This is a genomic window from Vibrio splendidus (assembly GCF_003345295.1).
In the GTDB taxonomy this organism is placed as follows: domain Bacteria; phylum Pseudomonadota; class Gammaproteobacteria; order Enterobacterales; family Vibrionaceae; genus Vibrio; species Vibrio splendidus_K.
In genome coordinates this window covers 275,371-299,837 of the sequence record NZ_CP031055.1, presented here as the reverse complement: position 1 = coordinate 299,837, position 24,467 = coordinate 275,371, and the positions used below count along the sequence as shown (strand labels likewise).

21 protein-coding genes are annotated in these 24,467 nt (G+C 44.2%); 9 read left to right on the top strand and 12 right to left on the bottom strand.

What is annotated here, in order from left to right:
• The first annotated feature begins 65 nt into the window (after positions 1 to 65).
• Both DUN60_RS01245 and DUN60_RS01240 read left to right on the top strand, forming a co-directional pair.
• Positions 66 to 434, top strand: a complete 369-nt coding sequence (locus tag DUN60_RS01245) for a PilZ domain-containing protein (protein WP_114632997.1) — start codon at positions 66 to 68, stop codon at positions 432 to 434.
• A gap of 48 nt (positions 435 to 482) precedes the next feature.
• Positions 483 to 1,493, top strand: coding sequence for a M23 family metallopeptidase (locus DUN60_RS01240; protein ID WP_017077738.1), 1,011 nt, complete (start codon positions 483 to 485; stop codon positions 1,491 to 1,493).
• 160 nt (positions 1,494 to 1,653) lie between these two features.
• On the opposite strand, the gene tyrA is transcribed toward DUN60_RS01240, so the two are convergent.
• The 3 genes from tyrA to nagZ all read right to left on the bottom strand — a co-directional run bounded on the left by tyrA (position 1,654) and on the right by nagZ (position 5,208).
• Entirely contained in the window at positions 1,654 to 2,781 is a 1,128-nt protein-coding gene (gene tyrA / locus DUN60_RS01235; protein ID WP_017084805.1) for a bifunctional chorismate mutase/prephenate dehydrogenase, read from the bottom strand.
• Positions 2,782 to 2,898: 117 nt separating this feature from the next.
• The gene (locus DUN60_RS01230; RefSeq protein WP_102447140.1) at positions 2,899 to 3,972 is read right to left on the bottom strand and encodes a 3-deoxy-7-phosphoheptulonate synthase; all 1,074 of its coding nucleotides are present in this window, start codon (positions 3,970 to 3,972) and stop codon (positions 2,899 to 2,901) included.
• Positions 3,973 to 4,218: 246 nt separating this feature from the next.
• Positions 4,219 to 5,208: a beta-N-acetylhexosaminidase gene (nagZ, locus tag DUN60_RS01225; protein WP_114632996.1), complete on the bottom strand. Its 990-nt coding sequence runs from the start codon at positions 5,206 to 5,208 to the stop codon at positions 4,219 to 4,221.
• A 100-nt stretch (positions 5,209 to 5,308) separates the two neighbouring features.
• Here nagZ and DUN60_RS01220 point away from each other — a divergent pair, with 100 nt between their 5' ends.
• Together DUN60_RS01220 and murQ are read left to right on the top strand one after the other, a co-directional pair.
• Positions 5,309 to 6,445 carry an anhydro-N-acetylmuramic acid kinase gene (locus DUN60_RS01220; RefSeq protein WP_114632995.1) on the top strand — a complete coding sequence of 379 codons (1,137 nt, stop codon included), beginning with the start codon at positions 5,309 to 5,311 and terminating at the stop codon, positions 6,443 to 6,445.
• A gap of 45 nt (positions 6,446 to 6,490) precedes the next feature.
• Positions 6,491 to 7,411 carry an N-acetylmuramic acid 6-phosphate etherase gene (murQ, locus tag DUN60_RS01215; protein WP_114632994.1) on the top strand — a complete coding sequence of 307 codons (921 nt, stop codon included), beginning with the start codon at positions 6,491 to 6,493 and terminating at the stop codon, positions 7,409 to 7,411.
• A 109-nt stretch (positions 7,412 to 7,520) separates the two neighbouring features.
• On the opposite strand, the gene DUN60_RS01210 is transcribed toward murQ, so the two are convergent.
• A complete protein-coding gene (locus DUN60_RS01210; RefSeq protein ID WP_017091341.1) occupies positions 7,521 to 7,871 on the bottom strand; it encodes a DUF2799 domain-containing protein in 351 nt (116 codons plus the stop codon).
• 252 nt (positions 7,872 to 8,123) lie between these two features.
• Here DUN60_RS01210 and DUN60_RS01205 point away from each other — a divergent pair, with 252 nt between their 5' ends.
• The 3 genes from DUN60_RS01205 (at position 8,124) to btsR (ending at position 12,406) form a co-directional block, all read left to right on the top strand.
• Positions 8,124 to 9,614: a carbon starvation CstA family protein gene (locus tag DUN60_RS01205; protein WP_102446024.1), complete on the top strand. Its 1,491-nt coding sequence runs from the start codon at positions 8,124 to 8,126 to the stop codon at positions 9,612 to 9,614.
• Between the two features lie 284 nt (positions 9,615 to 9,898).
• Positions 9,899 to 11,569: a sensor histidine kinase gene (locus DUN60_RS01200; protein WP_114632993.1), complete on the top strand. Its 1,671-nt coding sequence runs from the start codon at positions 9,899 to 9,901 to the stop codon at positions 11,567 to 11,569.
• A gap of 105 nt (positions 11,570 to 11,674) precedes the next feature.
• Positions 11,675 to 12,406 (top strand): two-component system response regulator BtsR, encoded by a 732-nt coding sequence (gene btsR / locus DUN60_RS01195; protein WP_004735051.1) that lies wholly within the window; start codon positions 11,675 to 11,677, stop codon positions 12,404 to 12,406.
• Positions 12,407 to 12,529: 123 nt separating this feature from the next.
• On the opposite strand, the gene ispH is transcribed toward btsR, so the two are convergent.
• The 6 genes from ispH to murJ all read right to left on the bottom strand — a co-directional run bounded on the left by ispH (position 12,530) and on the right by murJ (position 20,460).
• Complete coding sequence (gene ispH / locus DUN60_RS01190) at positions 12,530 to 13,486, bottom strand: 4-hydroxy-3-methylbut-2-enyl diphosphate reductase (RefSeq protein WP_029222310.1); 957 nt, start codon at positions 13,484 to 13,486, stop codon at positions 12,530 to 12,532.
• Positions 13,487 to 13,682: 196 nt separating this feature from the next.
• Positions 13,683 to 14,114 (bottom strand): FKBP-type peptidyl-prolyl cis-trans isomerase, encoded by a 432-nt coding sequence (gene fkpB, locus DUN60_RS01185; RefSeq protein ID WP_012603277.1) that lies wholly within the window; start codon positions 14,112 to 14,114, stop codon positions 13,683 to 13,685.
• Between the two features lie 194 nt (positions 14,115 to 14,308).
• On the bottom strand, positions 14,309 to 14,809 hold the full coding sequence (gene lspA / locus DUN60_RS01180) for a signal peptidase II (protein WP_004735054.1): 501 nt from the start codon (positions 14,807 to 14,809) through the stop codon (positions 14,309 to 14,311).
• Between the two features lie 160 nt (positions 14,810 to 14,969).
• Positions 14,970 to 17,828, bottom strand: coding sequence for an isoleucine--tRNA ligase (gene ileS / locus DUN60_RS01175; RefSeq protein WP_114632992.1), 2,859 nt, complete (start codon positions 17,826 to 17,828; stop codon positions 14,970 to 14,972).
• Positions 17,829 to 17,891: 63 nt separating this feature from the next.
• Positions 17,892 to 18,827 (bottom strand): bifunctional riboflavin kinase/FAD synthetase, encoded by a 936-nt coding sequence (ribF, locus tag DUN60_RS01170; RefSeq protein WP_017077722.1) that lies wholly within the window; start codon positions 18,825 to 18,827, stop codon positions 17,892 to 17,894.
• A gap of 70 nt (positions 18,828 to 18,897) precedes the next feature.
• On the bottom strand, positions 18,898 to 20,460 hold the full coding sequence (gene murJ, locus DUN60_RS01165) for a murein biosynthesis integral membrane protein MurJ (protein WP_114634293.1): 1,563 nt from the start codon (positions 20,458 to 20,460) through the stop codon (positions 18,898 to 18,900).
• Between the two features lie 251 nt (positions 20,461 to 20,711).
• Between murJ and rpsT the strand changes: the two genes are divergently transcribed.
• Positions 20,712 to 20,972, top strand: a complete 261-nt coding sequence (rpsT, locus tag DUN60_RS01160; RefSeq protein WP_012603273.1) for a 30S ribosomal protein S20 — start codon at positions 20,712 to 20,714, stop codon at positions 20,970 to 20,972.
• A gap of 389 nt (positions 20,973 to 21,361) precedes the next feature.
• Here rpsT and DUN60_RS01155 read toward each other — a convergent pair whose 3' ends face one another.
• A complete protein-coding gene (locus DUN60_RS01155; protein WP_004735028.1) occupies positions 21,362 to 21,655 on the bottom strand; it encodes an ArsR/SmtB family transcription factor in 294 nt (97 codons plus the stop codon).
• A 99-nt stretch (positions 21,656 to 21,754) separates the two neighbouring features.
• Entirely contained in the window at positions 21,755 to 22,645 is an 891-nt protein-coding gene (gene nhaR / locus DUN60_RS01150) for a transcriptional activator NhaR (protein ID WP_004735027.1), read from the bottom strand.
• 390 nt (positions 22,646 to 23,035) lie between these two features.
• Between nhaR and DUN60_RS01145 the strand changes: the two genes are divergently transcribed.
• The gene (locus tag DUN60_RS01145; protein WP_004735026.1) at positions 23,036 to 24,181 is read left to right on the top strand and encodes a Na/Pi symporter; all 1,146 of its coding nucleotides are present in this window, start codon (positions 23,036 to 23,038) and stop codon (positions 24,179 to 24,181) included.
• Positions 24,182 to 24,467 lie beyond the last annotated feature (286 nt).

Genomic DNA, 24,467 nt, shown 5'->3' with positions numbered 1-24,467 from the left:
CGCGATAATAGCGGCCTTTGATATATCTGGCTTACTATTTACCTATTGATATAGAGAAATTACCTATGCTTGAAAGACGTCAATTTTCACGAGTTATTTATCAAGTCCCGACTGAGATCTCACAAGGACAAGTAAATGTATCAGGCTCAGTGCAAGACTTATCTCTCCATGGTTTACTCATTCAATGTGATAAATGGCAGCAACTCAGCCACGATGCTCCTGTTCAAGTCAGCTTTAAGCTCACCAACAGTGATATCAATATTCAGTTAGAAGCAATGATAGTCTCTACCATCAATACCTCAATGCGTTTACGCATAGAGCATTTAGATATTGATAGTATTGGCCGCCTTAAGCGCCTTGTTGAGCTTAATGTCGGCGACGATGAACTGCTTTATAGAGAGATTGAACACCTTACCGATTTAGGTAAGGAATAATATCTCCATTACCTTTTTCTATTAGAAGCATTTAGTTAATACAGAACCATGTCTAAAAAAATTTCCATTACTATTCCCTCTAACAATGGGGAACAGACGTTTTACTTCGGCCGAAAAGCCGTGCTCATGTGTACCACTGCAATTTTTTCAGTGCCGCTGTTAATTGGCGGAGCTGCATACATGCACTTCGAAGGTAAACAAGAGCTCGCGATGCAAGCGGGTGATGCACAACAGTTAATTGAAACGCTGATTGTTGAAAAAGAGCAAACCGAGTTTCTTTATGCTGAACAGGTAGAAACCAATCACTCGTTATCGCAAACACTCACCGAAAAAGAAGGCACCATTCAACTGCTTGGTAAGCGTGTATTTGATGTGGAATCCGTGCTGGGTCTTGCCGATGAAGAACTGCTTACCGATGATATCTCTTTAGAAGATCGCATTGATGCTGCGGCGGTAGATTCAGCAGTAAGAGCGACGATGTTCCGTTTGATTCCAAACGACAGTCCTATGGCTTATCAACGTATATCTTCTTCTTATGGTAGCCGCACTAACCCTATTTCAGGTAAACGCCATGTACATACTGGTATCGATCTAACTTGTAAGCGTGGTGAAGATATTGTAGCGCCCGCAGATGGAGTCATTGAAACGGTACGCCCAAGTAAAAAAGGCTTCGGTAACTTTATTACTATGCGTCACTCGTTCGGTTTCATGAGTTCTTACGCGCACCTACAAAAATTCAAAGTTCGCAGCGGTCAGTTTGTGAGTAAAGGTGATGTGATTGCAAGCTGTGGTAACTCAGGCAACTCTACCGGCCCACACTTGCATTATGAAGTACGCTTCCTTGGTCGTTCACTGAACCCTCAATACTTGATGGATTGGACACCGGAAAACTTCAACTACGTGTTCGAGAAAGAGAAAAAGGTTAAGTGGGGCCCACTGGTTCAGCTTATTGATAATGTGGTTCGCTTGCAGATCAACCTGACTAACGTGCCTTACATTAGCTCGACCATCGACACGGTATCGAGTGAAGAGAGCAAAAAACCTATCACGACTAACTAGTTGTTACTGGCTAACTATTTATTAATGGCCAAGTTCTGTTGGTTTGGCCTATGATGATCTAATTGCTTTTAGCCTACAGTAGGCCAACTACTTTTAGTTCTGAATTAGATAAAAAAAGAGCGACCATCAGGTCGCTCTTTTTTATGATTTCAAATCAGTATTAGCCACGATGAATCGAGTCATGCGCTTGCTTTAAAAGATTTTGGCTCTCTTGCAAGAACTGCTGCGAGTAGTCGCCAAACCAATCACTGACTTGATTAAAGCTATCAACGAATTTGGCTTTATCTTTCCCATCCAAGATTTCTAATGCTTCACCGAAACGACTATGGAAACGTCGAATCATCTCTATGTTCTCATCTGAAGAAAGAATGATATCACCGTACAAGTTCGGGTCTTGAGCAAACAGACGACCAACCATCGCAATCTCAAGTCGGTAGATTGGCGAACTTAGCTTCAGAAGCTGATCAATGTTCGGGTTCTCTTTACTTAGGTGCAAGCCGTAAGCAAAAGAGGTGAAGTGGCGTAGTGCTTGAATCAGAGTCATACCGTGATCGTGTTCAGCAGCATCCATCTGACAAAGGCTCGCGCCCCAAATACCAAATTGATTCAGTAACCATTGGTAGCTTTCAGAGCCACGCCCATCACTGTAAACAATCACTTGTTTCGCAAGGCTTGGAACATCAGGACCAAACATTGGGTGCAACCCAACCACTGGGCCTTGGTGCATGTTCATCATTGCTTGTAGAGGCTTTGATTTAATCGACGTCAAATCACAAAGAATACAATCGCTTGGTAGATTACCCAGCTTCGCAATCACACCTTCTGTCAGGTGAATTGGAACCGTTACAACTACAAGGCCAGCATTATCTAAGATCTCATCGGCTCTATCCCAATCTTGGCTGCCAAGGATTTTCACTTCGTAACCAGAAAGCTTGAACATACGGCCAAACAGACCACCAAGTTGACCATTACCACCAACGATAACCACTGAACGTAACTCTGGGTTAAGGCACTTAAAACCAGAATCTTTTTCACTGGCATAAGACTCACGCATCGTACGACGCAAAATATCTTCGATTAACTGCGGTGGAACCCCTATTTTCTCGGCTTCTTGACGACGAGACGCCAGCATCGCAGCTTCGCGCTCTGGTACATAAATAGGTAAACCATGTTCACTTTTTACTTCTCCGACTTTCTCTACTAGAGCCAGTCGTTGAGCCAGTAAATCCAACATTTGTTTATCGACAGCATCGATTTGGTCGCGTAATTCGTTCAGTTCAACGGCCATTTTATTCCTTACTAATCTATAAGCCCGTGCTAATCTAAAAGCCCGCACTGATGCAGGTTCGTTAGCAACAGATCTTAAAATGCCCCATTAGATGAGGCACTTAAATTTAAACTCTGACTAACCTTTCAAGCGGTTCTCTAAGAACGGGACTAATTCCGTATGTGCATGTTTCAATAGTGCCTCAGTTGACTCCCAATTGATACACGCGTCGGTAATAGATACCCCGTATTTCATCTCATTGAGAGGTATATCTGAAGATTGGTTTCCTTCGTTAATATGGCTCTCAATCATCAGGCCGATAATCGACTTATTACCTTCACGAATCTGATGGATGACATCTTCAGCCACCAGCGGTTGGCGACGGAAATCTTTACGAGAGTTCGCATGGCTACAGTCAACCATTAGTGCCGCCTCTAAGCCAGACTTACCCAGCTCTTGCTCACATTCGTGTACAGATACTGAATCGTAGTTCGTCTGCTTACCGCCACGTAAAATTACGTGACCATTTGGGTTACCTTGCGTCGTTAGTAGTGCAACTTGACCTTCACGGCTGATACCCATGAAACGGTGGCTAGAAGAAGCCGCCTGCATTGCATTGATTGCAGTACCTAGGTTGCCATCCGTACCATTCTTAAAGCCGATTGGCATTGAAAGACCACTCGCCATTTCGCGGTGGGTTTGTGATTCAGTCGTACGAGCGCCGATTGCTGCCCAGCTGAATGTATCTGCTAGGTATTGCGGGCTGATTGGATCTAGCGCTTCTGTCGCTAGTGGAATTTCCATCTCAGCGAGTTCAACAAGTAGCTCACGGCCAACATGCAGACCATGCTCAATATCGAAAGTGCCATCTAGATGTGGGTCATTGATCAAGCCTTTCCAACCAACAGTGGTACGAGGCTTCTCAAAGTAAACACGCATTACAATATACAGTTGGTCGCTAAGCTGCTCAGATAAATCTTTTAAGCGTTTCGCGTACTCTTTTGCAGCTTCAATATCATGGATAGAACATGGGCCACATACTACAAGCATGCGATGATCTTTCTTATGAATGATATTTGCTATAGTTTCACGAGACTCTTGAATGAAACGACGAGCATTATCACTCAAAGGCAGTTTTGCTTTTAACTCCTCTGGAGTAATCAGTACCTGTTCGTCGATGATATTGACATTGCTTAATTCACTTTTCTGCATAACTCAACCTGTATATTTATTTTTACACCCAACATTTCCATTTGGGCTAACAATCTTTAAAAACACAATAACAGCTACAAAAACGATTGCAAGTGTAAACAATAAAAAACATTTACTGTAAATTAAAATTTACATACCCTCTTTAATTCATTCTGATACACAAACCAGTTTAAACCGCGCCCCACACATACAAAAAAGGCGATATTTCTCATATCGCCTTCTTCAAACTTATAGAGTGTTTATTTATCACCCAGCGTTTAACATTCGCTTAATTTGCTCTGAGGCCTTTTTCCATCGACTATCCGAGTGAAGCGTCGATAAATCAAAGCTGTGCTTTTTAAGCAATGAGTTGGCTAAAGACACCTCTTGAATCGCTAAGTGATCAAGAGCCTCAATTTGTGCATCTCGCTTATTACACATCAACACCATGTCACACCCCGCATTCAGAGCAGCCTTCGCTCTATCGGCTGGCCCACCCATAATCGCAGCACCTTCCATAGTTAGGTCATCAGAGAACACCAAGCCTTTAAATCCAAGCTGTTGCTTCAATACTTTCTGCAACCAATACTCAGAGCCACTCGCTGGCTGATCATCATAGTGCGAAAAAACCACGTGCGCGGGCATCATCGCATCTAATATTCCAGCTTCAATTTGAGCCTTGAAGATGGCCATGTCGGTTTCAAAGATGTCATCTCTAGGATCGTAAGGCGTTTCAAGGTGCGAATCAGCAATCACACCGCCGTGTCCTGGGAAGTGCTTCCCTGTTGTCGCCATTCCAACCGATTTCATGCCTTTAATAAAAGCACTGCTGTGGCGAACGATGGTCTCAATATCTTCACCAAACGCTCGGCTACCAATCGCTTTACAGTCGTGACCTTTATCTAATACAGGCGCAAAGCTCAGATCGATATCATGGGCAATCAATTCCGCCGCCATCAACCAACCGGCTTGTTCTGCTAACTGCTCACCATTATTCTTAGTCGAGAATTCTTGAGCGGCAGGGATAATTGAAAATCCATCGCGGAAGCGCTGAACTCGGCCACCTTCTTGGTCAACACCAATCAAAATAGGACGTTTCGCTACCTTGCGGATCTCTTTGTTTAACGCCGAAAGCTGTTTGCTATCGTGGTAGTTTCGAGTAAATAAGATGAGACCACCAACGGTTGGATGCTCTAAAATTTCTCTGTCTTCAGCTGTCAGTTCGTAGCCTGCAACATCAACCCACAACGGTCCCATATTTATTCCTTATTAAACCTAATTTCATAAACTTCCCGAGATTATTCTCTTTAAATTTGCTTTACAATGTTTTTAAAACAATCTGTGGAAGACTTTAAGAATGCAGGGTAAGAGCTTAGGAACGGATCATAAAGAACTGTATATCGGTGTGATGTCGGGGACGAGTATGGACGGTGTTGATACTGCGTTAGTCTCGATTGAAGACGATAGCATTACATTGCTTGCTCATGATGAGTTCCCGATGCCTGATGACCTCAAAGCACGTCTGCTTGAAGTCTGTATTGGTCAGAAAACCGATTTGATTGCCATTGGCGAACTAGACCACCAGCTTGGTCATCTATTTGCTGATGCGGTTCTACAACTTCTCAACAAGTCAGATACGCCTGCATCATCCGTGACTGCGATTGGTAACCATGGCCAAACAGTATTCCATCAGCCAACCGGTGATTCGCCATTTACCATGCAGCTGGGTGATGCCAATATCATTGCCGCTAAAACACAGATTCAAACAGTCGCAGATTTCCGACGCAAAGACATGGCGCTTGGCGGACAAGGGGCGCCATTAGTACCAGCGTTTCACCATACGATTTTTCACCCAAAAGACAGTTCGGTTGTGGTGTTGAACATTGGTGGTATCTCGAATATTTCAGTGCTGCGCCCGAATCAGCCTACTCTTGGTTATGATACAGGCCCCGGCAATATGTTAATGGACGCTTGGGTAGATAAACACATCGGTGAAAAATTTGACCGTGATGCGCGATTCGCGCTTAAAGGCCAACTCAATCAAGCCTTGCTCGAACAGTTGCTAAATGAACCTTATCTATCTCAAATGCCGCCGAAAAGCACTGGCAGAGAACTGTTTAATCTACCGTGGCTAGAGCAACATTTAACAGAATTTAAAGATCTTGCAGCAGAAGATGTTCAGCGCACGCTTTGTGAATACACCGTATTGACGATAGCCAATGAAGTAGAGACTTATCGCTTGGGTAGCCAAGCGGCACTGTATGTGTGTGGCGGTGGTACACGAAATCCATTGTTGATGAAGAGACTGTCTGAACTGCTTACAAGTTGGGAGGTTGAGTCGACAACCAGTAAAGGTGTTGATGCTGATTACATGGAAGCGATGGCCTTTGCGTGGCTTGCTCAACGTCATGTTCATCAACTGCCAAGCAATTTACCAGAAGTGACTGGCGCAAGCAGAGCGGCCTCTCTAGGCGTTCTCTATCGTGCTGACTAAACAAATCTAGAACCATCATTTTAGAATCACCATTTAAGGATCATTATGAGTAACGACGCTCTCATATCAGCGCTCTCGCACCTCGTTTCGGAGGGGAGAAACCCTGACACTATGGATATTGATCTGCTCACCTCTCTCGAAGTGGTTGAAAAGATTAACCAACAAGACAAACAGGTACCACTGGCGATCGAGGCGGAACTGCCACAGATCGCGAAAGCGGTTGATAAGATCGCTTACGCCTTTCAAAACGGTGGCCGACTGATTTATATGGGCGCAGGCACCAGTGGTCGATTAGGTGTGTTAGACGCATCAGAATGCCCACCGACTTTCGGCGTTTCAGACAAAATGGTTATCGGCCTAATTGCAGGCGGACCAGAAGCAATTTTGAAAGCCAAAGAGGGAGCAGAAGACTCACTGACTCTCGGAATTGAAGATCTCAAAGCGATTCAGTTTTCAGAAAATGATGTTGTGGTTGGCATAGCAGCCAGTGGTCGCACTCCTTACGTAATAGGTGCACTCAACTATGCCAATCAGCTTGGCGCGGTTACAGTTGCGCTGTCTTGTAACCCAGGGTCTCCGATTGCTGAGATTGCTCAAATCGCGATAAGCCCAGTGGTTGGCCCGGAAGCATTGACTGGCTCAACACGCCTCAAATCAGGTACGGCGCAAAAATTAGTGCTAAATATGCTAACGACTGCCAGCATGATTCGTATCGGTAAGAGCTACCAAAATCTGATGGTCGACGTAAAAGCAACCAATGAAAAATTGGTTGCCCGCGCTGCTCGTATCGTTATCCAAGCGACGGAGTGTGATAAAGCCCTTGCTGTTTCGACACTTAAAGCCACCGATTATGATGTAAAACTGTCCATTTTGATGATTCTGACAGGGCTGGGGTTAGAATCAGCTAAGGCTCAACTTGATCAACAAAATGGTTTCTTGAGAAAAGCGGTCGAGAATAATCAGTAATCTTAATTTGGTTTGTAGCTTCTCATTTAGACAGCTACTTTAACGACATACAAAAAGACCAGTACACATGCGGCACTGGTCTTTTTATTTTCTAATCGCTAGTTTGAGCTTAGTAGTCGTTAGAAAACTCATCCCAGCCGCGCTGCCATTCCATACGGAAACGTTGAGCGTCTTCCGTACCTGAACAAACGCCTTCATAAACCTGGCCAGATAAGCCAATTTGATAAGCATGGTTTGGGTTGCAGTATTCAGCAACACCTAGATAGTAACCTTTGCTGTAGCTTGATTGGTCTACCGTTCCAAGCTTAGTCATCTCTTGGTAAGAACGTTGAGTGTTACCTTTGATCCCGTCACGATAGCCAATCTCTTGCCAATTGCCTTCGGCCGCTAAATCTTGAACATTGGCGCTGCATCCTGCAAGGCTAAATGCCACGGCGAATAGTGCTATTATTTTTTTCATTTCAATCCTTTATATTGTTACTTCACCACTTCCTGACGAAGCGCTGCCATTGTGGCGATTCTCCGCTGAACACGTACTGATGTCCACTCATTGTCTATTGTTGTCCTCTTCAGCAAGAGAACAAACCGCTCAATCAGTTATAACACCACTTAATTAGCTATTCGACCACTCACTCTCATAGCGGAAGTTTCTTCTCATACACTCCTTTAATATACACCCTGACTTAATTAATACATTCAGGGATAACAAATTATGATGTGGTTTCTTACCTGTGTTGCAGCACTCATTGGTGGCTACTTTATTTACGGTGCCTTTATCGAGAAGATTTTCGGTATCAATGAAAAGCGTCAAACACCCGCTCACACCAAGCAAGACGGCGTGGACTTCGTTCCAATGTCGACTCCAAAGGTTTACCTAGTTCAACTGCTTAACATTGCAGGTGTAGGTCCAATCTTCGGCCCTATCATGGGTGCCCTTTACGGCCCAGCAGCAATGCTTTGGATCGTGCTAGGTTGTATCTTCGCAGGTGCCGTACACGACTACTTCTCAGGTATGTTATCTATCCGCAATGGTGGCGCTTCGGTTCCAACCATCACTGGACGTTACCTAGGCAATGGCGCAAAACACTTTATGAACATCTTTGCCATTGTTCTACTGCTTCTTGTTGGTGTGGTATTCGTTTCAGCTCCAGCAGGCATGATCACTAACCTAGTGAACGACCAAACTGATTTCGTAATGTCTACGAGCACCATGGTTGTCATCATCTTTGCTTACTACATCATCGCAACGATTGTCCCTGTCGATAAAATTATTGGTCGCTTCTACCCACTGTTCGGTGCTCTGCTTATCTTTATGTCTGTTGGTCTAATCACTGCGATTGGTCTATCTGACGAGCACCAAATCATGGGTGGCTTCGAGATGAAAGACATGTTCACTAACATGAACCCTAACGACTTACCGCTTTGGCCTGCTCTGTTTATCACTATCGCTTGTGGTGCTATCTCTGGCTTCCATGCAACTCAGTCACCACTGATGGCTCGTTGTATGGAAAACGAAAAGAACGGTCGCTTCGTATTCTACGGTGCAATGATTGGTGAAGGCATCATCGCCCTAATTTGGTGTGCACTTGCTCTGTCATTCTTCGGTTCAGTTGAGTCTCTATCTGACGCGATTGCAAACGGTGGCCCTGGTAACGTAGTTTACAGCGCTTCATTTGGCCTACTGGGTGTATTTGGCGGTATCCTTGCTTTCCTTGGCGTGGTTATCTTACCTATCACTTCTGGCGACACTGCATTCCGTTCAAGCCGTCTTATCCTTGCTGAATACTTCAACATGGAACAGAAAACACTGCGTAACCGCCTACTGATGGCTCTCCCATTGTTCGTTCTTGGTGGCATCCTGACTCAAGTTGATTTCGGTATCATCTGGCGTTACTTCGGTTTTGCTAATCAATCAACAGCAGTAATGATGCTATGGACAGCTTCGGCTTACCTACTTCGTCACAATAAATTGCACTGGGTAACCACGGTTCCAGCTGTGTTCATGACATCTGTGTGTATCACATTCATCCTGAACAATAGCCAACTGGGCTTCGGTCTGCCAATGCAACTTTCAACCATCATCGGCGTGGTGAGTGCATTCGGAATTGCTGCTTACGTTATCAAAATTTCAAAAGGCAAAGGCGATATCGACCTTGCTGATGAAGAAGAAAAAGAAGCAAAAGGCGTCACCAAAACCGCCTAGTTCTTTCAGACTCCTGAGAACAAGAGACACGTCTTCATAGAGAGACGAAAGAACAAGCCAAACACACTTCGCTTGCTCCCGTAATCACCCAGTGATTCGTGGAAATTATGACTAAAGCCCGTCCTCTGTGATGGGCTTTACTGTATCTCAGCATTAGTACATCAATATTGGTATCTCCGCCTGACAAGCAATCGTCACTCGATATAACCAACGAAAACACAAGCAAAGCTACCGTTACCACGCAATGAGCTTTACACTTAACCAGCGTCTCAATAGGTGAAAATATGGAACTCATTCTCTCTCTGCTGCAACAAACCTGTGTTTACTTAGTAATTGCTTACATGCTAAGTAAAACTCCACTGATTCTCCCTTTGTTGAGCATCTCTTCACGCTTAAGTCATAAAGTCAGCTGTTATGTTCTGTTTTCTCTGTTCTGTATTATGGGCACCTATTTTGGACTGCAGATTAATGACGCGATAGCCAATACGCGCGCGATGGGTGCGGTCATGGGTGGTCTATTTGGCGGCCCTGTCGTTGGCTTTGCCGTCGGCTTTACTGGCGGTATTCACCGTTACTCATTAGGCGGCTTCACAGACTTGGCTTGTGCTATTTCCACCACAGCTGAAGGCTTGATTGGCGGCCTATTGCACGTTTATCTCGTCAGAAAGAACAAAGCCAGCCAGCTGTTTAATCCATTGGTGGTTTTCTCTGTTACCTTGTTTGCAGAGATTATTCAGATGCTAATTCTGTTAGCGGTCGCGAAACCATTCGAGCAGTCCTACGCTCTGGTTTCTGATATTGCCGCGCCAATGATCATTGCTAACTCAGTGGGTGCGGCGCTGTTCATGAGCATCATCCAAGATCGGAAAACCATCTTCGAGAAGTATTCGGCAACTTTCTCACGCCGCGCATTAACCATCGCCGAGCGTTCAGTGGGTATTTTGCATGGTGGATTCAATTCGGATAATGCGCAAAAAATCGTGCGTATCATTTACGAAGAGACTAACGTTGGTGCGGTGGCGATCACCGACCGAGAAAAAATCCTAGCGTTCATCGGGATTGGTGATGAACACCATATTCCGAACACCCCTATTTCATCGCAGAGCACGCTCACTTCGATGGAACAGAACGACATCATCTACCTTGATGGCAAAGAGAATCCATACCAATGCTCCCTTTCGCAGGATTGTAAGTTAGGCTCCGCGCTAATTATCCCGTTAAGAGCAGGAAACGAAGTCATCGGAACCATCAAACTGTATGAGCCAAAGTTGAAACTATTCTCGACCATCAATATGTCGATGGGTGAAGGTATCGCTCAGCTATTGTCGAGCCAGATCCTGTTTAGTAATTATCAACAACAGCAAACGCTGCTCACCCAAGCGGAAATCAAACTGCTGCATGCACAGGTGAACCCACACTTCTTGTTTAATGCGCTTAACACAATCAGCGCAGTGACACGTCGCGACCCAGATAAAGCTCGGGAGCTAATTCAGCATCTGTCTCACTTCTTTAGAAGTAACCTGAAGCAGAACATCAACACTGTAAAGCTCAAAGATGAACTGGCACACGTTAATGCGTATCTAACCATAGAGAAAGCACGCTTTACCGATCGATTAGAAGTGGAATGGGATATCGACCCACAACTGTATGAGTCGCAACTGCCAAGCTTTACCCTGCAGCCACTGGTTGAAAACGCCATCAAGCATGGTATTTCAAACATGTTGGAAGGCGGCCAAGTGAAGATCTATAGCGAAGCCTTCGAGGGTGGATTTAAGCTGATCGTGGAAGACAATGCAGGCAACTATCAAAAGCCTTCTCAAGACCATGTCGGTTTAGGGATGGAAATTGTTGACAAACGACTCACTAATTTCTTTGGACAAGATTCAGCACTAAAAATAGAATCTCAACCACAGCAATTCACTCGAATGAGCTTTATCATACCTATACTAAAATAAAGGTATTTTCGGAGACGAATCGCTCCGAGTTGAAACATTTAGAAGCAGACATTTAAAAGATAAGCGTGAATCAAACAGGGATTGAACCAAGATGAAGATTGTAGGATGTTAAAGGCATTAGTTGTCGATGATGAGCTTTTTGCTCGCGAAGAACTGATTGAGCTACTGACCGAAACCGGAGAAGTGGAAATCATCGGCCAAGCAAGTAACGCGATCGAAGGACTTAAACAGATCAATCTGCTCAAGCCTGATGTGGTGTATTTGGATATCCAAATGCCGCAGGTTACCGGGATTGAACTGTTAAGCATGCTTGATCCAGATACCATGCCTTACGTGGTCTTCGTCACTGCCTACGACCAATATGCGATTCAAGCCTTTGAAGATAACGCTTTTGACTACCTACTCAAGCCAGTTGAACCTTGTCGATTAAACAAGAGTGTTTGTCGTCTGAATAAGGTCATCAAGCAGAACCACAAAGCGCCGGAACAAGACATCTCTGCCATTGCTCCGTGCCGTTTAGAGCAAATCCCGTGCATCGGCCATAACCGTATTGTGATCATGGCAAGCCAAACGGTAGAGTGTGCTTATTCCGATATCAGTGGTGTTCATGTTCGTAGCTCATCACAAACAGCAACATCGCAGTTAACCCTAAAGATCTTGGAAGAAAAAACCGACTTAATCCGCTGTCATCGACAATACTTGATCAACATAAAGTCGATCCAAGAAATCAAACTGTTAGAGAATGGGTTAGCCGAGATCATCACACTGACTGGTTTTGAAGTGCCTGTCAGCCGCCGCTACCTCAAGACACTGAAAGAGCTACTCGGTCTCCAGTAACCCATTAGAAATTCGACGCCTTGTTCCAAAGTACGATCAAAAAAGCCAACGCATCAACGTTGGCTTTTTAGTGTTTGCGAATCGATAGAGTTACGAATCGATCTTGTCACACATCAATAGTGATTAGTCGACTTGCTTAATCTGCAGCTCTTTCGGTACTTCGAAGAACATGTTCTCTTCACGACCTTGAATCTCTTCAACCTCGGTAGCACCCAGCTCACGAATACGATCTAAGATTTGGTTTACCAACTCTTCAGGAGCAGAAGCACCGGCTGTTACACCGATTTTCTTTTTCCCTTCAACCCATTCAGTTTGAATGTCTTCAGGGCAGTCTGTTAGATAACCTGGCGTACCGAGCTTCTCAGCTAGCTCTTTTAAACGAGTTGAGTTCGATGAGTTCTTAGAACCAACAACTATCACCACATCAACATCACCGGCCATCTCACGAATTGCGTCCTGACGGTTTTGAGTTGCGTAGCAGATGTCGTCTTTACGTGGGCCTTGGATCTCAGGGAACACTCGACGCAGCTCTTCAATCACGTCTGCAGTTTCATCAACTGACAACGTGGTTTGGCTAACGTAATGCAGGTTACTTGGATCATTCACCACTAGGTTCTGTACGTCCTCTGGTTTCTCAACCAAGTACATTCCACCTGTTTGGCTAGCGTACTGACCCATGGTGCCTTCCACTTCTGGGTGACCCGCGTGACCAATCAGAACCACTTCCATATGCTTGCGGCTCGCACGAGCAACTTCCATATGGACTTTGGTTACCAAAGGACACGTTGCATCAAATACGGTGAGTTCGCGCTCTTTCGCTTCTTTACGAACGGCTTGAGAAACACCGTGAGCAGAGAAGATCACGATGTTATCGTCTGGCACTTCACTTAACTCTTCGACAAAAATAGCACCACGTTGCTTTAGCCCTTCAACAACAAAGCGGTTGTGTACCACTTCATGACGAACATAGATCGGTGGCTGGTACATTTCGAGTGCACGCTCAACAATACTGATCGCACGATCGACACCGGCACAAAAGCCACGAGGGTTAGCTAACATTATTTTCATTTCATTGCTCATCATTTACCGCGGTACTAAGGTTGCTTCTATAGAGTTCGCTGTCAGCGAGGCTCGCATTCTACAGTGAAGCGCCTAGACAGTGAAGCTCTGGGTTACATCACAGCTGTAAGGTGATGTTATTCAACCGTCAAGATAGCGATTCTAAAGTTAAGATAGCTATTCTAACGCTAAGATAGTTAATCCACCGCTAAAATAGTTAGTCCACTGCTAAGATGTTGACGTCAAACGTAACGTCTTGGCCTGCTAATGGATGATTAAAATCAACCGTCACTGAATCACCCGCGATCTCAGTGATAATACCTGGAATTTCCATACCATCAGGACCTGAGAAAGCCATAATAGTGCCAACTTCGACTTCAGAATCGCCAACAAACTTAGCACGATCCATATGATGGATATGATCTGGATTTGGCATACCAAAGGCGTCTTGCGCCTTCAATTCGATAGACTTTTCAGTCCCCGTTTCAAGACCAATCAGGCACTGTTCAAAGTTCTCACTTAGGCTGCCATCACCCATAACGAACTTCGCAGGCTTACCCATATTTTCGGTGCTATCGGCAACTGAACCATCCTTCATTTTAATCGTAAAATGTAGAGTTACTGCTGAATCATTTTTAATTGCTGCCACGTTACTTTCCTTAGATTTCTTTATTATTTGAGGATGCGCTGTGCTTTGCTTCCTTGTTGACTGAAGCATAAAAAAAAGCGCCGTCGGAATCAACCGACAGCGCTTAGGGCTATTCTATTCTGTGAGTCATAGACTGACTTTAGGGCAATCTATTTAAAAGCGATTTACTTAATACTCATTAATGCCTGAGTAGCCTATTTGCTTTCATCTTTCTTGCGAAAGCCATCTAAGATGATCATCGCAGCACCGATACAGATCCCCATATCGGCTAAGTTAAACGCAGGCCAATGGTAAGTACCCCAGTAGAAATCTAAGTAATCGACAACAAAGCCGTGTACTACTCGGTCAAATACGTTACCTACCGCGCCACCAATGATGATCGCATAAGCAATGTTATTCCACTTCTCTGCTGCAGGTAGTTTACTCATCCAGTATGTCAGCATGCCAGTTACCGCAAAGGCGATACCAGTAAATAACCAACGCTGCCAGCCACTCTGATCGCTCAGAAAGCTAAATGCTGCACCATAATTATGGACATACAAAAAGTTAAAGAATGGCAACACCTCAATACGGTTTGCCCAGCCATAACCCATATTGTCCATAACGAATAGTTTGATGCCAATATCTGCAAGGAAGACCAACAGAGCCAGCCATAACCAACGCACACCAGATTGTTTTAACGAAACTTCACTCATTTCTATTCCTAGTATTTACGAAGCCAGTACCCATTTAATCATCCTTGTTAAGGGAGGATGAGCACTCAACTCGGTTAAACACATTTCCTATAATTAAAAATAACCCCAGTTGATACTGGGGCTATGATTTTTACAAAAAGTTCAGTCTTTCTCTGAGTCGTTATGCGAACTTACGCACTTCGCCTTCACCGTCGATATTCGACACACAACGACCACAAATTTTCTCGTGACCTTCAATTGTGCCTACATCTGGAGTGTGGTGCCAGCAACGGTCACACTTCTCAGCTTCAGTTGCTGCAACTTCAACGAATAGACCTGCAACGTCTGTCGCTTGAGCAACGTCAGATTTCTCGCTTAGTGGCTTAACAACAGCAGTTGATGTGATAAGTACGAAACGTAGCTCATCTTCTAGCTTGTTGATTTTAGCCGCTAACGCGTCGTCAGCGTATAGAGTCACTTCAGCTTGCAGTCCGCCACCGATCGTTTTCTCTTTACGAGCATCTTCAAGAAGCTTGTTCACTGCGCCACGAACTGACTGGATTTCAGTCCAGAATTCGTTGCTTAGCTCTTCGTCATCAGCAAGACCAAATAGGCCTTCGAACCACTCGCCTGTGAATACAAACGTGTCGCGTTCGCCAGGCATCTCGTTCCAGATTTCATCTGCAGTGAACGTCATGATAGGCGCCATCCAACGAACTAGAGCTTCTACGATGTAGTAAAGCGCCGTTTGACAGCTACGTTGAGCATGGCTGCCCTGTTTCGCTGTGTACTGACGGTCTTTAATTACGTCTAGGTAGAAAGAACCCATTTCGATAGAACAGAACTGCATTAGACGTTGAGTTACACCGTGAGTGTTGTACTCACCGTATGCTTTAACGATCTCTTCTTGTGCAGCTTGAGCACGGCCAACAGCCCAGCGATCAAGTGCGACCATTTCTTCAGCAGGTACTAGGTCAGTTTCAGGGTTGAAACCGTTCAAGTTCGCTAGGAAGAAACGAGCCGTGTTACGAATACGACGGTATGCATCAGCAGAACGCTTAAGGATCTCGTCAGAAACCGCAACTTCGTTAGTGTAATCCGTAGAAGCAACCCATAGACGTAGAATATCGGCGCCTAGCTTGTTGGTTACATCTTTAGGAGCAACCACGTTACCGATAGATTTAGACATCTTACGGCCGTTACCATCAACCACGAAACCGTGCGTTAGCACTTGCTTGTATGGTGCTTCGTCTTTCATCGCGATAGATGAAATCAATGATGACTGGAACCAGCCACGGTGTTGGTCAGAGCCTTCAAGGTAAAGATCAGCACTGTGCGTTCTTTCTTCATTCGGGAAGTTGTACTCTTCACGTGAATCCACAACAGAGAAGTGCGTTACACCTGAGTCAAACCATACGTCTAGCGTATCAAGTACTTTCTCGTACTTGTCAGCGTCTTCAGCACCCATCAGTTCAGCAGCATCTACATCCCACCAAGCTTGAATGCCTTTTTCTTCAACAAGCTTCGCTACTTTTTCAATAAGAGCTGGGCTATCTGGGTGAAGTTCTGATGTTTCTTTATGAACGAACAGAGCAATTGGCACACCCCAAGTACGTTGACGAGAGATACACCACTCAGGGCGACCTTCGATCATACCTTCGATACGGCTTTGACCCCATTCTGGCATCCATTCAACACTCTTCGTTGACTCAAGTGCTTTTGCACGTAGGCCAGCTTGATCCATAGAGATGAACCATTGTGGTGTTGCACGGAAGATGATTGGAGTTTTGTGTCTCCAACAATGTGGGTAGCTGTGCTCGTAAGCGTGGTGATGCAGTAGTGCACCTTTCTCTTTTAAAACTTCTAAAACAGAATCGTTCGCTTTGAATACATGCTGACCAGCAAATAGCTCAGTATCTGGCAGGTAAACGCCGTTTGAGCCTACTGGGTTAGCGATTTCTAGGTCGTACTTCTTACCAACCACGAAATCCTCTTGACCATGACCAGGCGCAGTGTGAACCACACCAGTACCTGAATCCGTTGTAACGTGGTCGCCAAGAACAGCAGGAACAGTAAAGTCGTAGAACGGGTGATTGAACTGAGAAAGCTCAAGATCAGCACCAGTCGCAAAACCAAGGTTATGGAAGTGCTCGATACCCGCACGATCCATTACGTCTTTTGCTAGTTCAGAAGCAACAACGATACGTTGAGCTGGCTGTTCGCCATTCGCTTCAACTTGGATAAGTACGTACTCAAGATCATCACGTAGACATACTGCGCGGTTAGCCGGCAGAGTCCAAGGTGTTGTCGTCCAGATAACGATAGAGATTTCGCCCTGACCCGCGTGACCTTCAGCTAGAGTAAATTTCTCTAGAAGCGCCGCTTCGTCAGCTGCTGTAAATTTCACATCGATAGATGGAGACACTTTATCTTTATATTCAACTTCAGCTTCAGCCAAAGCAGAACCACAGTCAGTACACCAGTGAACAGGTTTGAAACCTTTAAGAAGGTGACCTTTGTCTGCGATTTTTCCTAGAGAACGAATGATGTTCGCTTCAGTGCCGAAATCCATAGTGCGGTAAGGTTTATCCCACTCGCCCATGATACCAAGACGTTTGAAGCTCTCTTTCTGACCTTCAACTTGGCCCGCAGCGTACTTACGACACTCTTCGCGGAATTCAGCAGCCGAAATCTTCTGACCAGGCTTACCTTTCTTCTTCTCAACCATTAACTCGATTGGAAGACCGTGACAGTCCCAACCTGGGATGTACGGTGCATCAAAACCAGAAAGGGTCTTAGATTTGATAATAATGTCTTTAAGAATCTTATTCAGCGCGTGGCCAATGTGAATGTCGCCGTTCGCGTATGGAGGGCCATCATGCAGCACGAAAGATTTTTTACCTTTCTTTGCCTTACGGATTTCGCCGTAAAGATCTTCTTTGTACCAACGCTTCAGCATTTCTGGTTCACGATTTGCCAGATTGCCGCGCATTGGGAACCCTGTTTCTGGTAAGTTCAGGGTATCTTTATAATCACTCATCGATTCTTAATTCCGTTATATTGGGCGAAGTTAGACATTATGTTAATCGGTGGAATCATCCGACTAATTCTTTAGCTGAAGCAGCCACACCCTTGCGGCTTCAGCATCCAATTCTATTTGATTCTTTAGTGCGTCGAACGATTCAAATTTTATCTCGTCGCGCAGTTTGTGCAAAAGTCGTACTTCTAACTGTTTACCATATAAATTGGCTTTAAAGTCAAAAAAGTGCACTTCTAATTGCTGCCTTACACCATTAACCGTTGGTCGTTGTCCAATATTGGCAACGCCACCGACAGGAACACCGTCGATATCCAATGCTTCAACAACATACACTCCCGATACAGGAGAAACACAACGCTTTAATGGAATGTTAGCGGTAGGGAAACCGATAGTTCTCCCTAGTTTTCGACCATGAGACACACGACCACTAATACTGTAGTCACGCCCTAACATGGTAGCACTTGCAGCCAAATCATCGACCGCTAGTGCATTCCGTATCTCAGTGCTGCTTACTCGTAATTGATTTAAGCAATAGCTTTGGGTGCTTACCACCTCAAAACCATATTTTTCACCTGCTTCTTTAAGCATCGCGAAATTACCTGTTCGACCTTTGCCAAAGCAAAAATCGTCACCAACCACTAAGAATTTCACACCAAGCTTATCAACCAAAAGATCCTTAATGAATGCTTCTGCGGATAAGCTTGCAAAATACTGATTAAAATTCACACACAACAACCGACTGATATCTAGCTTACTCAGTTGCACATATTTATCTCGTAAGCGAGTTAAACGTGCTGGCGCTTTACCTCGGGCAAACAGCTCCATAGGCTGTGGTTCAAACGTCATGACAACAGAAGGGAGCCCTAATGCTGCAGCTTGTTTAGAAACCTGACTCAGAACCTCTTGATGTCCTAAATGAACACCATCGAAGTTACCTATGGTTAATACACAGCCATGATGCTGCGCTTTAATATTGTGTATACCTCGGATCAGTTCCATTATGATCAGCTAAAACCTGTTATTTGCATCATTTATTGTGTGAAACCGACGGATTATATACTAATCAGTATTAATCTGTCGCTGCTTTTAAATGTTTTACTCGGATACCTAAAATCAGTACCGAAACAATATAAACAAAGCCACCAAGTCCAATCAAGCCTGTTAATGTCAGCGCTCTCTGGCTAAAGCTCCATTCAAGCCAATGTTGCATATTATCCAACTGCCATAAAATCGCCGCGACCATCACTACGCCAGAGACAAGCAACTTGGCACTAAACAACAAGGTTGTCTTAGTTAATTGATAGACACCCGCAAGATGTAAACCCCGATATAGCAAGGCCATATTCACAAAGGCAGACAAGGCCGTCGCAATCGCCAAACCAACATAACCATAGAAATACGCAAAAATCGCGTTGAACACCATGTTGGTAACCATAGCGATAATGCCGTACTTCACAGGGGTTTTAGTATCTTGGCGAGAGTAATAGCCCGGAGCTAACACTTTAATCAGCATGAAGTTAAGCAAACCCGATGCGTAAGCAACCAATGACATTGATGCTTGCTGTACATCATGTGGCGAAAACTCACCACGCATGAAGAGCACCATCAGCATCGGCTTAGCTAACACTATCAGGCCTAACATCGCAGGAATGCCAAGCAGCAACACCATACGCACACCCCAGTCCATTGTGTGCGCAAACCCTTCACCTTGAGCTTCAACGTGTTTACGAGACAAAGCAGGAAGAATGACAGTTGCAATCGCAATACCGAATAGACCTAGTGGGAATTCAAGCAGTCGGTCTGAATAATACAACCAACTGATCGAACCGGTCGCTAGGAAGCTAGCAATAAAGGTATCAAACAATAAGTTAATTTGGCTGACCGATACACCGAACAGAGCTGGGATCATTAGCGTGCGGATCTTTACAACGCCCGGATCTCTCCAGCCCCACTTCGGCTTAACCAGAACACCCGCTTTTATCAAGAAAGGCATTTGGAAAAGGAATTGGACTAAACCACCAAGAAACACACCGATTGCCAAGCCAATTTCAGGCTGTTCTAAATTAGGAGCAAGAAACCAAGCACAAGCAATGATCATTACGTTCAAGAAAACAGGTGTAAATGACGAAACCGCAAATTTACCCATGGTATTGAGGATTGCACCAGATAAGGCAACAAAGGTAATAAACCATAAATAAGGAAAGGTAATCTTGAGCATAAAGCTCGCCAGCTCAAATTTAGGGGCTGCTGGGCCGTCATTCAACCAGTCGATAAACCAACCTGCACCAAACATCGCAGTGATCACACCCGAGCCCAAGACTCCGATAACGGTCACTATAGACACTAAAACCCCGAGCGTACCCGACACTTTAGCAATTAAATCTCGTGTCTTATCTTTATCACCTGCGGCGTGATATTCTGTTAATACAGGAACAAACGCTTGAGAAAACGCACCTTCTGCAAAAAGTCGACGTAAGAAATTAGGAATTTTATTAGCGAAGAAAAATACGTCGGCACTCGCTCCTGCTCCCATCAAATTTGCTACTACTACATCACGTACTAGCCCCAACACACGGGAAACAAAAGTCATTGCACTGACAATCAGGCCTGACTTTAATAGTCGTTTACTCACAGAAACCTCTGACACTGGTTGATTACTTTCAAGCAAGGATAAATACTATCCTGTCCTTAGAAGCATAATTATTAGCATTGGTCTAAAAATGCTGTTAGAATCCCCGCCATCTTAACCGCGATGACCTTTCCATACCAAAATTTGTTTTGGTTGAGATTGGTTTTTGCACAAATCATTTGACAATTAAGCGCCTATGAGGGATAGTCCTCGCCCTTAAATTGTCACCGAACTAAGTTTTTGGGAGTTAGACCTTGGCAAACAGTAAATCTGCTAAGAAGCGCGCTATCCAAGCTGAGAAACGTCGCCAGCACAATGCTAGCCGTCGTTCTATGATGCGCACTTACATGAAAAAAACTATTGCAGCTATTGAAGCTGGCAATAAAGAAGCTGCAACTGCTGCTCTTGTAGAAGTTACACCTCTTCTAGACCGCATGGCGACTAAAGGCCTTATTCATAAGAATAAAGCTGCACGTCATAAGTCTCGTTTCGCTGCTGCAATCAAAGCTCTTTAATAGAAATTTGATTACAACGCAAAACGAAAAAAACCGGCCTCGGCCGGTTTTTTTATATCTAAATTTTGAGTAACACAGCGATTTTTCTTACTAAACATTACTTAGCTTACTTAAAAGCACGTGGTTTGCCGACAGATACCAGCTTACTAAAAGGCATTTGGCTAACTGACACGCATTTGCTGACTAAAAGGCCTATCGCTGACTACAAGATATATCGCTGACCGATAGACAACTAAGCATATAAAAAACAGACAACTAGAAAATAAACAGACAAGAAAATAGATAAATAGGTAGGTAAATAGATAGGCACTAACATTCGACATGAAATACTGACACTTCCTTGTGTCATTCTATCACTGATAAGAAATCCCCCTCCTACCAGCAATAAGCTACTTGCAGTAAATACCATGCAGTAGGTTAATCATCGCTTTTACTTCTTCACTGCTCAATGTGTAATACACAGTTTGAGCTTCTTTGCGAGTTTCGACCAAACCATCTCTTCTCAACCAAGCAAGATGTTGAGATAAAGCAGACTGACTCAGTTCCAACTTGCCACACAACTCCCCAACTGACAGCTCAGTACCATGTAATAGGCACAAAATCTGTAAGCGACGCTCGTTGGCCATGGCTTTGAGTAGAATCACAGCTTGCGCTGAGTTCTTCTCCATCTCTTTTAAGTTCATAGTTTGGCTCCCTACAACCTTTACACCAACTACGGCTATTAGTATTTCCGGCATATGGTGGCGTTATGATAATCGATATCAATTCATTAACAAACCGCCTCACTCGAACAATTTGCTAAAATCTGCGTCACATACATTTTTTACTGCTGGATGTTGGATCATCCTCTCAGCAAATATGACGTAGTACTCCTCTTTTAACTCTTCAATACCAACCAATAACTGCAGTGATGAATCCTCTTCAACTTCAGACATATAAAGCGTAGGTGCTAAGAAGATAGCGTCATCGTGATAACGAGCAAAGGCCTTCATCAATGCCGCGTCATCAAACTCACCCAAAATATCGGGTTTAAGTCCTTGTCTATCAAACCATTGCAGCACTTTACGCCCCATCGAGGTTCGACTTCCTGGGATCAAAAGCTTTCTTTGCTCTAATACAGCCGGGAAGCTAACACCTTCAACCTTACCCGAACTGAAAAAACTCATTCCACTCTCACCCAACTTCTTACTAAACAGGCCAGGACTTTGACTAGAATCCACCGGACAGTCAGACAAGATCATATCGAGCTTATGTTGAGATAATTGCTCAAGTAGCATTTCATGGGTCGATTCAAAGCAGCGCAAATGAATACTGTTATCTGGGGGAATAGTCGACATCAGAATCTTGCTGACAAGCCTTTTAGACAGCGCATCTGCAACACCAACATCAAACAGAATATTGGAGTGCTGGCTGTAATTCACGATATCCAACATCTCGTAGCTCAGGCCAAACATACGATCGGAATATTTAAAAACTAGCTGTCCAAGCTCTGTAGGCTCAACACTGCGACCATTGCGCTTGGTCAACTTGCCATCCATACGCTCTTCTAACGCTTTTATCTGACCTGTTACCGTTTGTGGTGTTAGGAATAGAGCTTCTGCTGCTTTAGTAACAGAGCCTTGCTTGCAAACCATCCAGAAGTAATAAAGGTGGTTATAGTTGAGGTGCGACATAGATGTGCCGTAATAAAAGAGTAGATACCCTTGTTATATCAAATATGACACCTTCGCTCAACAAACTCGGAAAAACCTAACCAAACTAGTTATTACCACTTATTTTTTCGAAGTGTCTGATTTCATAATGTAATATTTCAGCAATTATTTTTAATTTTTCTCTAACTTTTAAGATCTATATCACCTATCAAAAATACAAATAAAACCCAATAAAAACAACAAATTAAGCCAACCCCATTTCAAGGCCAAATATTTAAAGGGCAAATCATCACAAAAAAGTCTCACCTAAACCAAAATGTAATATTACTGAAATATTTGTTCTCTAACATCACGCTCAGATTAAACAAACAGACCAAACACAGACTTAAACGGTCCAATGGAGAAAACATTATGAACCAAGCTACTACTGCAGCAGCGCCTATCTCGAGCACAACTCGTTGGCTACGCTGGGCTAACTTGGCATTCATGCTTTACCTACTATTACTTTCAGTTTCAATGGTTGGTACAGGCTTCAAATGGGCAACAGGCGAGCAAGCAAAGGTTCTTTTCGAATTTGCTTCACACCCAGTTGCAGGCTTAATGATTGGCTTAGTGGCAACAGCACTTATTCAATCATCAAGTACAGTTACTTCAATTATCGTTGGCCTTGTGGCAGGTGGTTTACCTGTTGAGCTAGCAATCCCTATGATCATGGGTGCGAACATTGGTACTACAGTAACCAATACGCTAGTTAGCCTTGGTCATGTTCGTTGTAAAGATGAGTTCAAACGTGCATTCGCAAGTGCGACGATTCACGACTTCTTTAACCTATTAGCTGTTGCTATCTTCCTACCACTAGAGATGGCGTTTGGTATTCTAGAGAAGATTTCTCACTGGTTAGTATCACCGATGCTAGCAACAGGTGATATGAGCATGGGTGGTCTTAACTTCATCAAGCCAATCACTAAACCAGTAGTCAGTGCGATTAAAGAGCCACTATCGACATTTGGCGACACTGTTGGCGGTATCATGCTTATCGTTCTAGGTATAGCGACTATCTTCGTAGCTATCACGGTAATGGGTAAGCTAATGAAGAGCCTGATGGTGGGTCGTGCTCGTGAGATTCTAAAGAACGCAATCGGTCGTGGTCCTATCCACGGTATCGCTTCTGGCTCTATCGTTACTATCCTTGTTCAGTCTTCTTCTACGACAACAAGCTTGATGGTTCCACTAGTAGGTTCAGGTGTTCTTAAAGTACGTGACGTTTACCCATTCACTCTGGGTGCAAACATCGGTACGTGTATTACCGCGCTATTAGCAGCGACAGCAGTATCTGGTGAGTTCGCAGTATTCGCACTACAGATTGCTCTAGTACACTTGGTGTTCAACATCATGGCAACGGTATTCATCTTTGGTATTCCGTTCCTACGTGAACTACCAGTAAAAGCCGCTGATATTATTTCTGACATGGCTGTGAAGAATAAATCTGTAGTGGCTGGTTACCTTATTGCGGTATTCCTTGTACTGCCTGGTACCGTGTTAGCACTGACAGCTTAATCGCTAAATAATTAGATAGCTTAACCGCTAACAAGACACATCGCTTATAACAAAGCCCGCAACCTCCTAGGTTGCGGGCTTTTTCTTTTTAAGAGCAGATGAGGGAAGAAAAAAGCAGATACGGGATGCGAGTGAACGAGTAACGAAGAGCTAAAAGCAGATACGATATTCGGGTAAACGAGTAACGAAAAGCGACTGCCTCTCATTATCTGCGTTTTGATATTTCGTATCTTACTGACTCAAATCTAAACACGTTCTTCGTATCCCGCATCTCGTTTACTCGTAT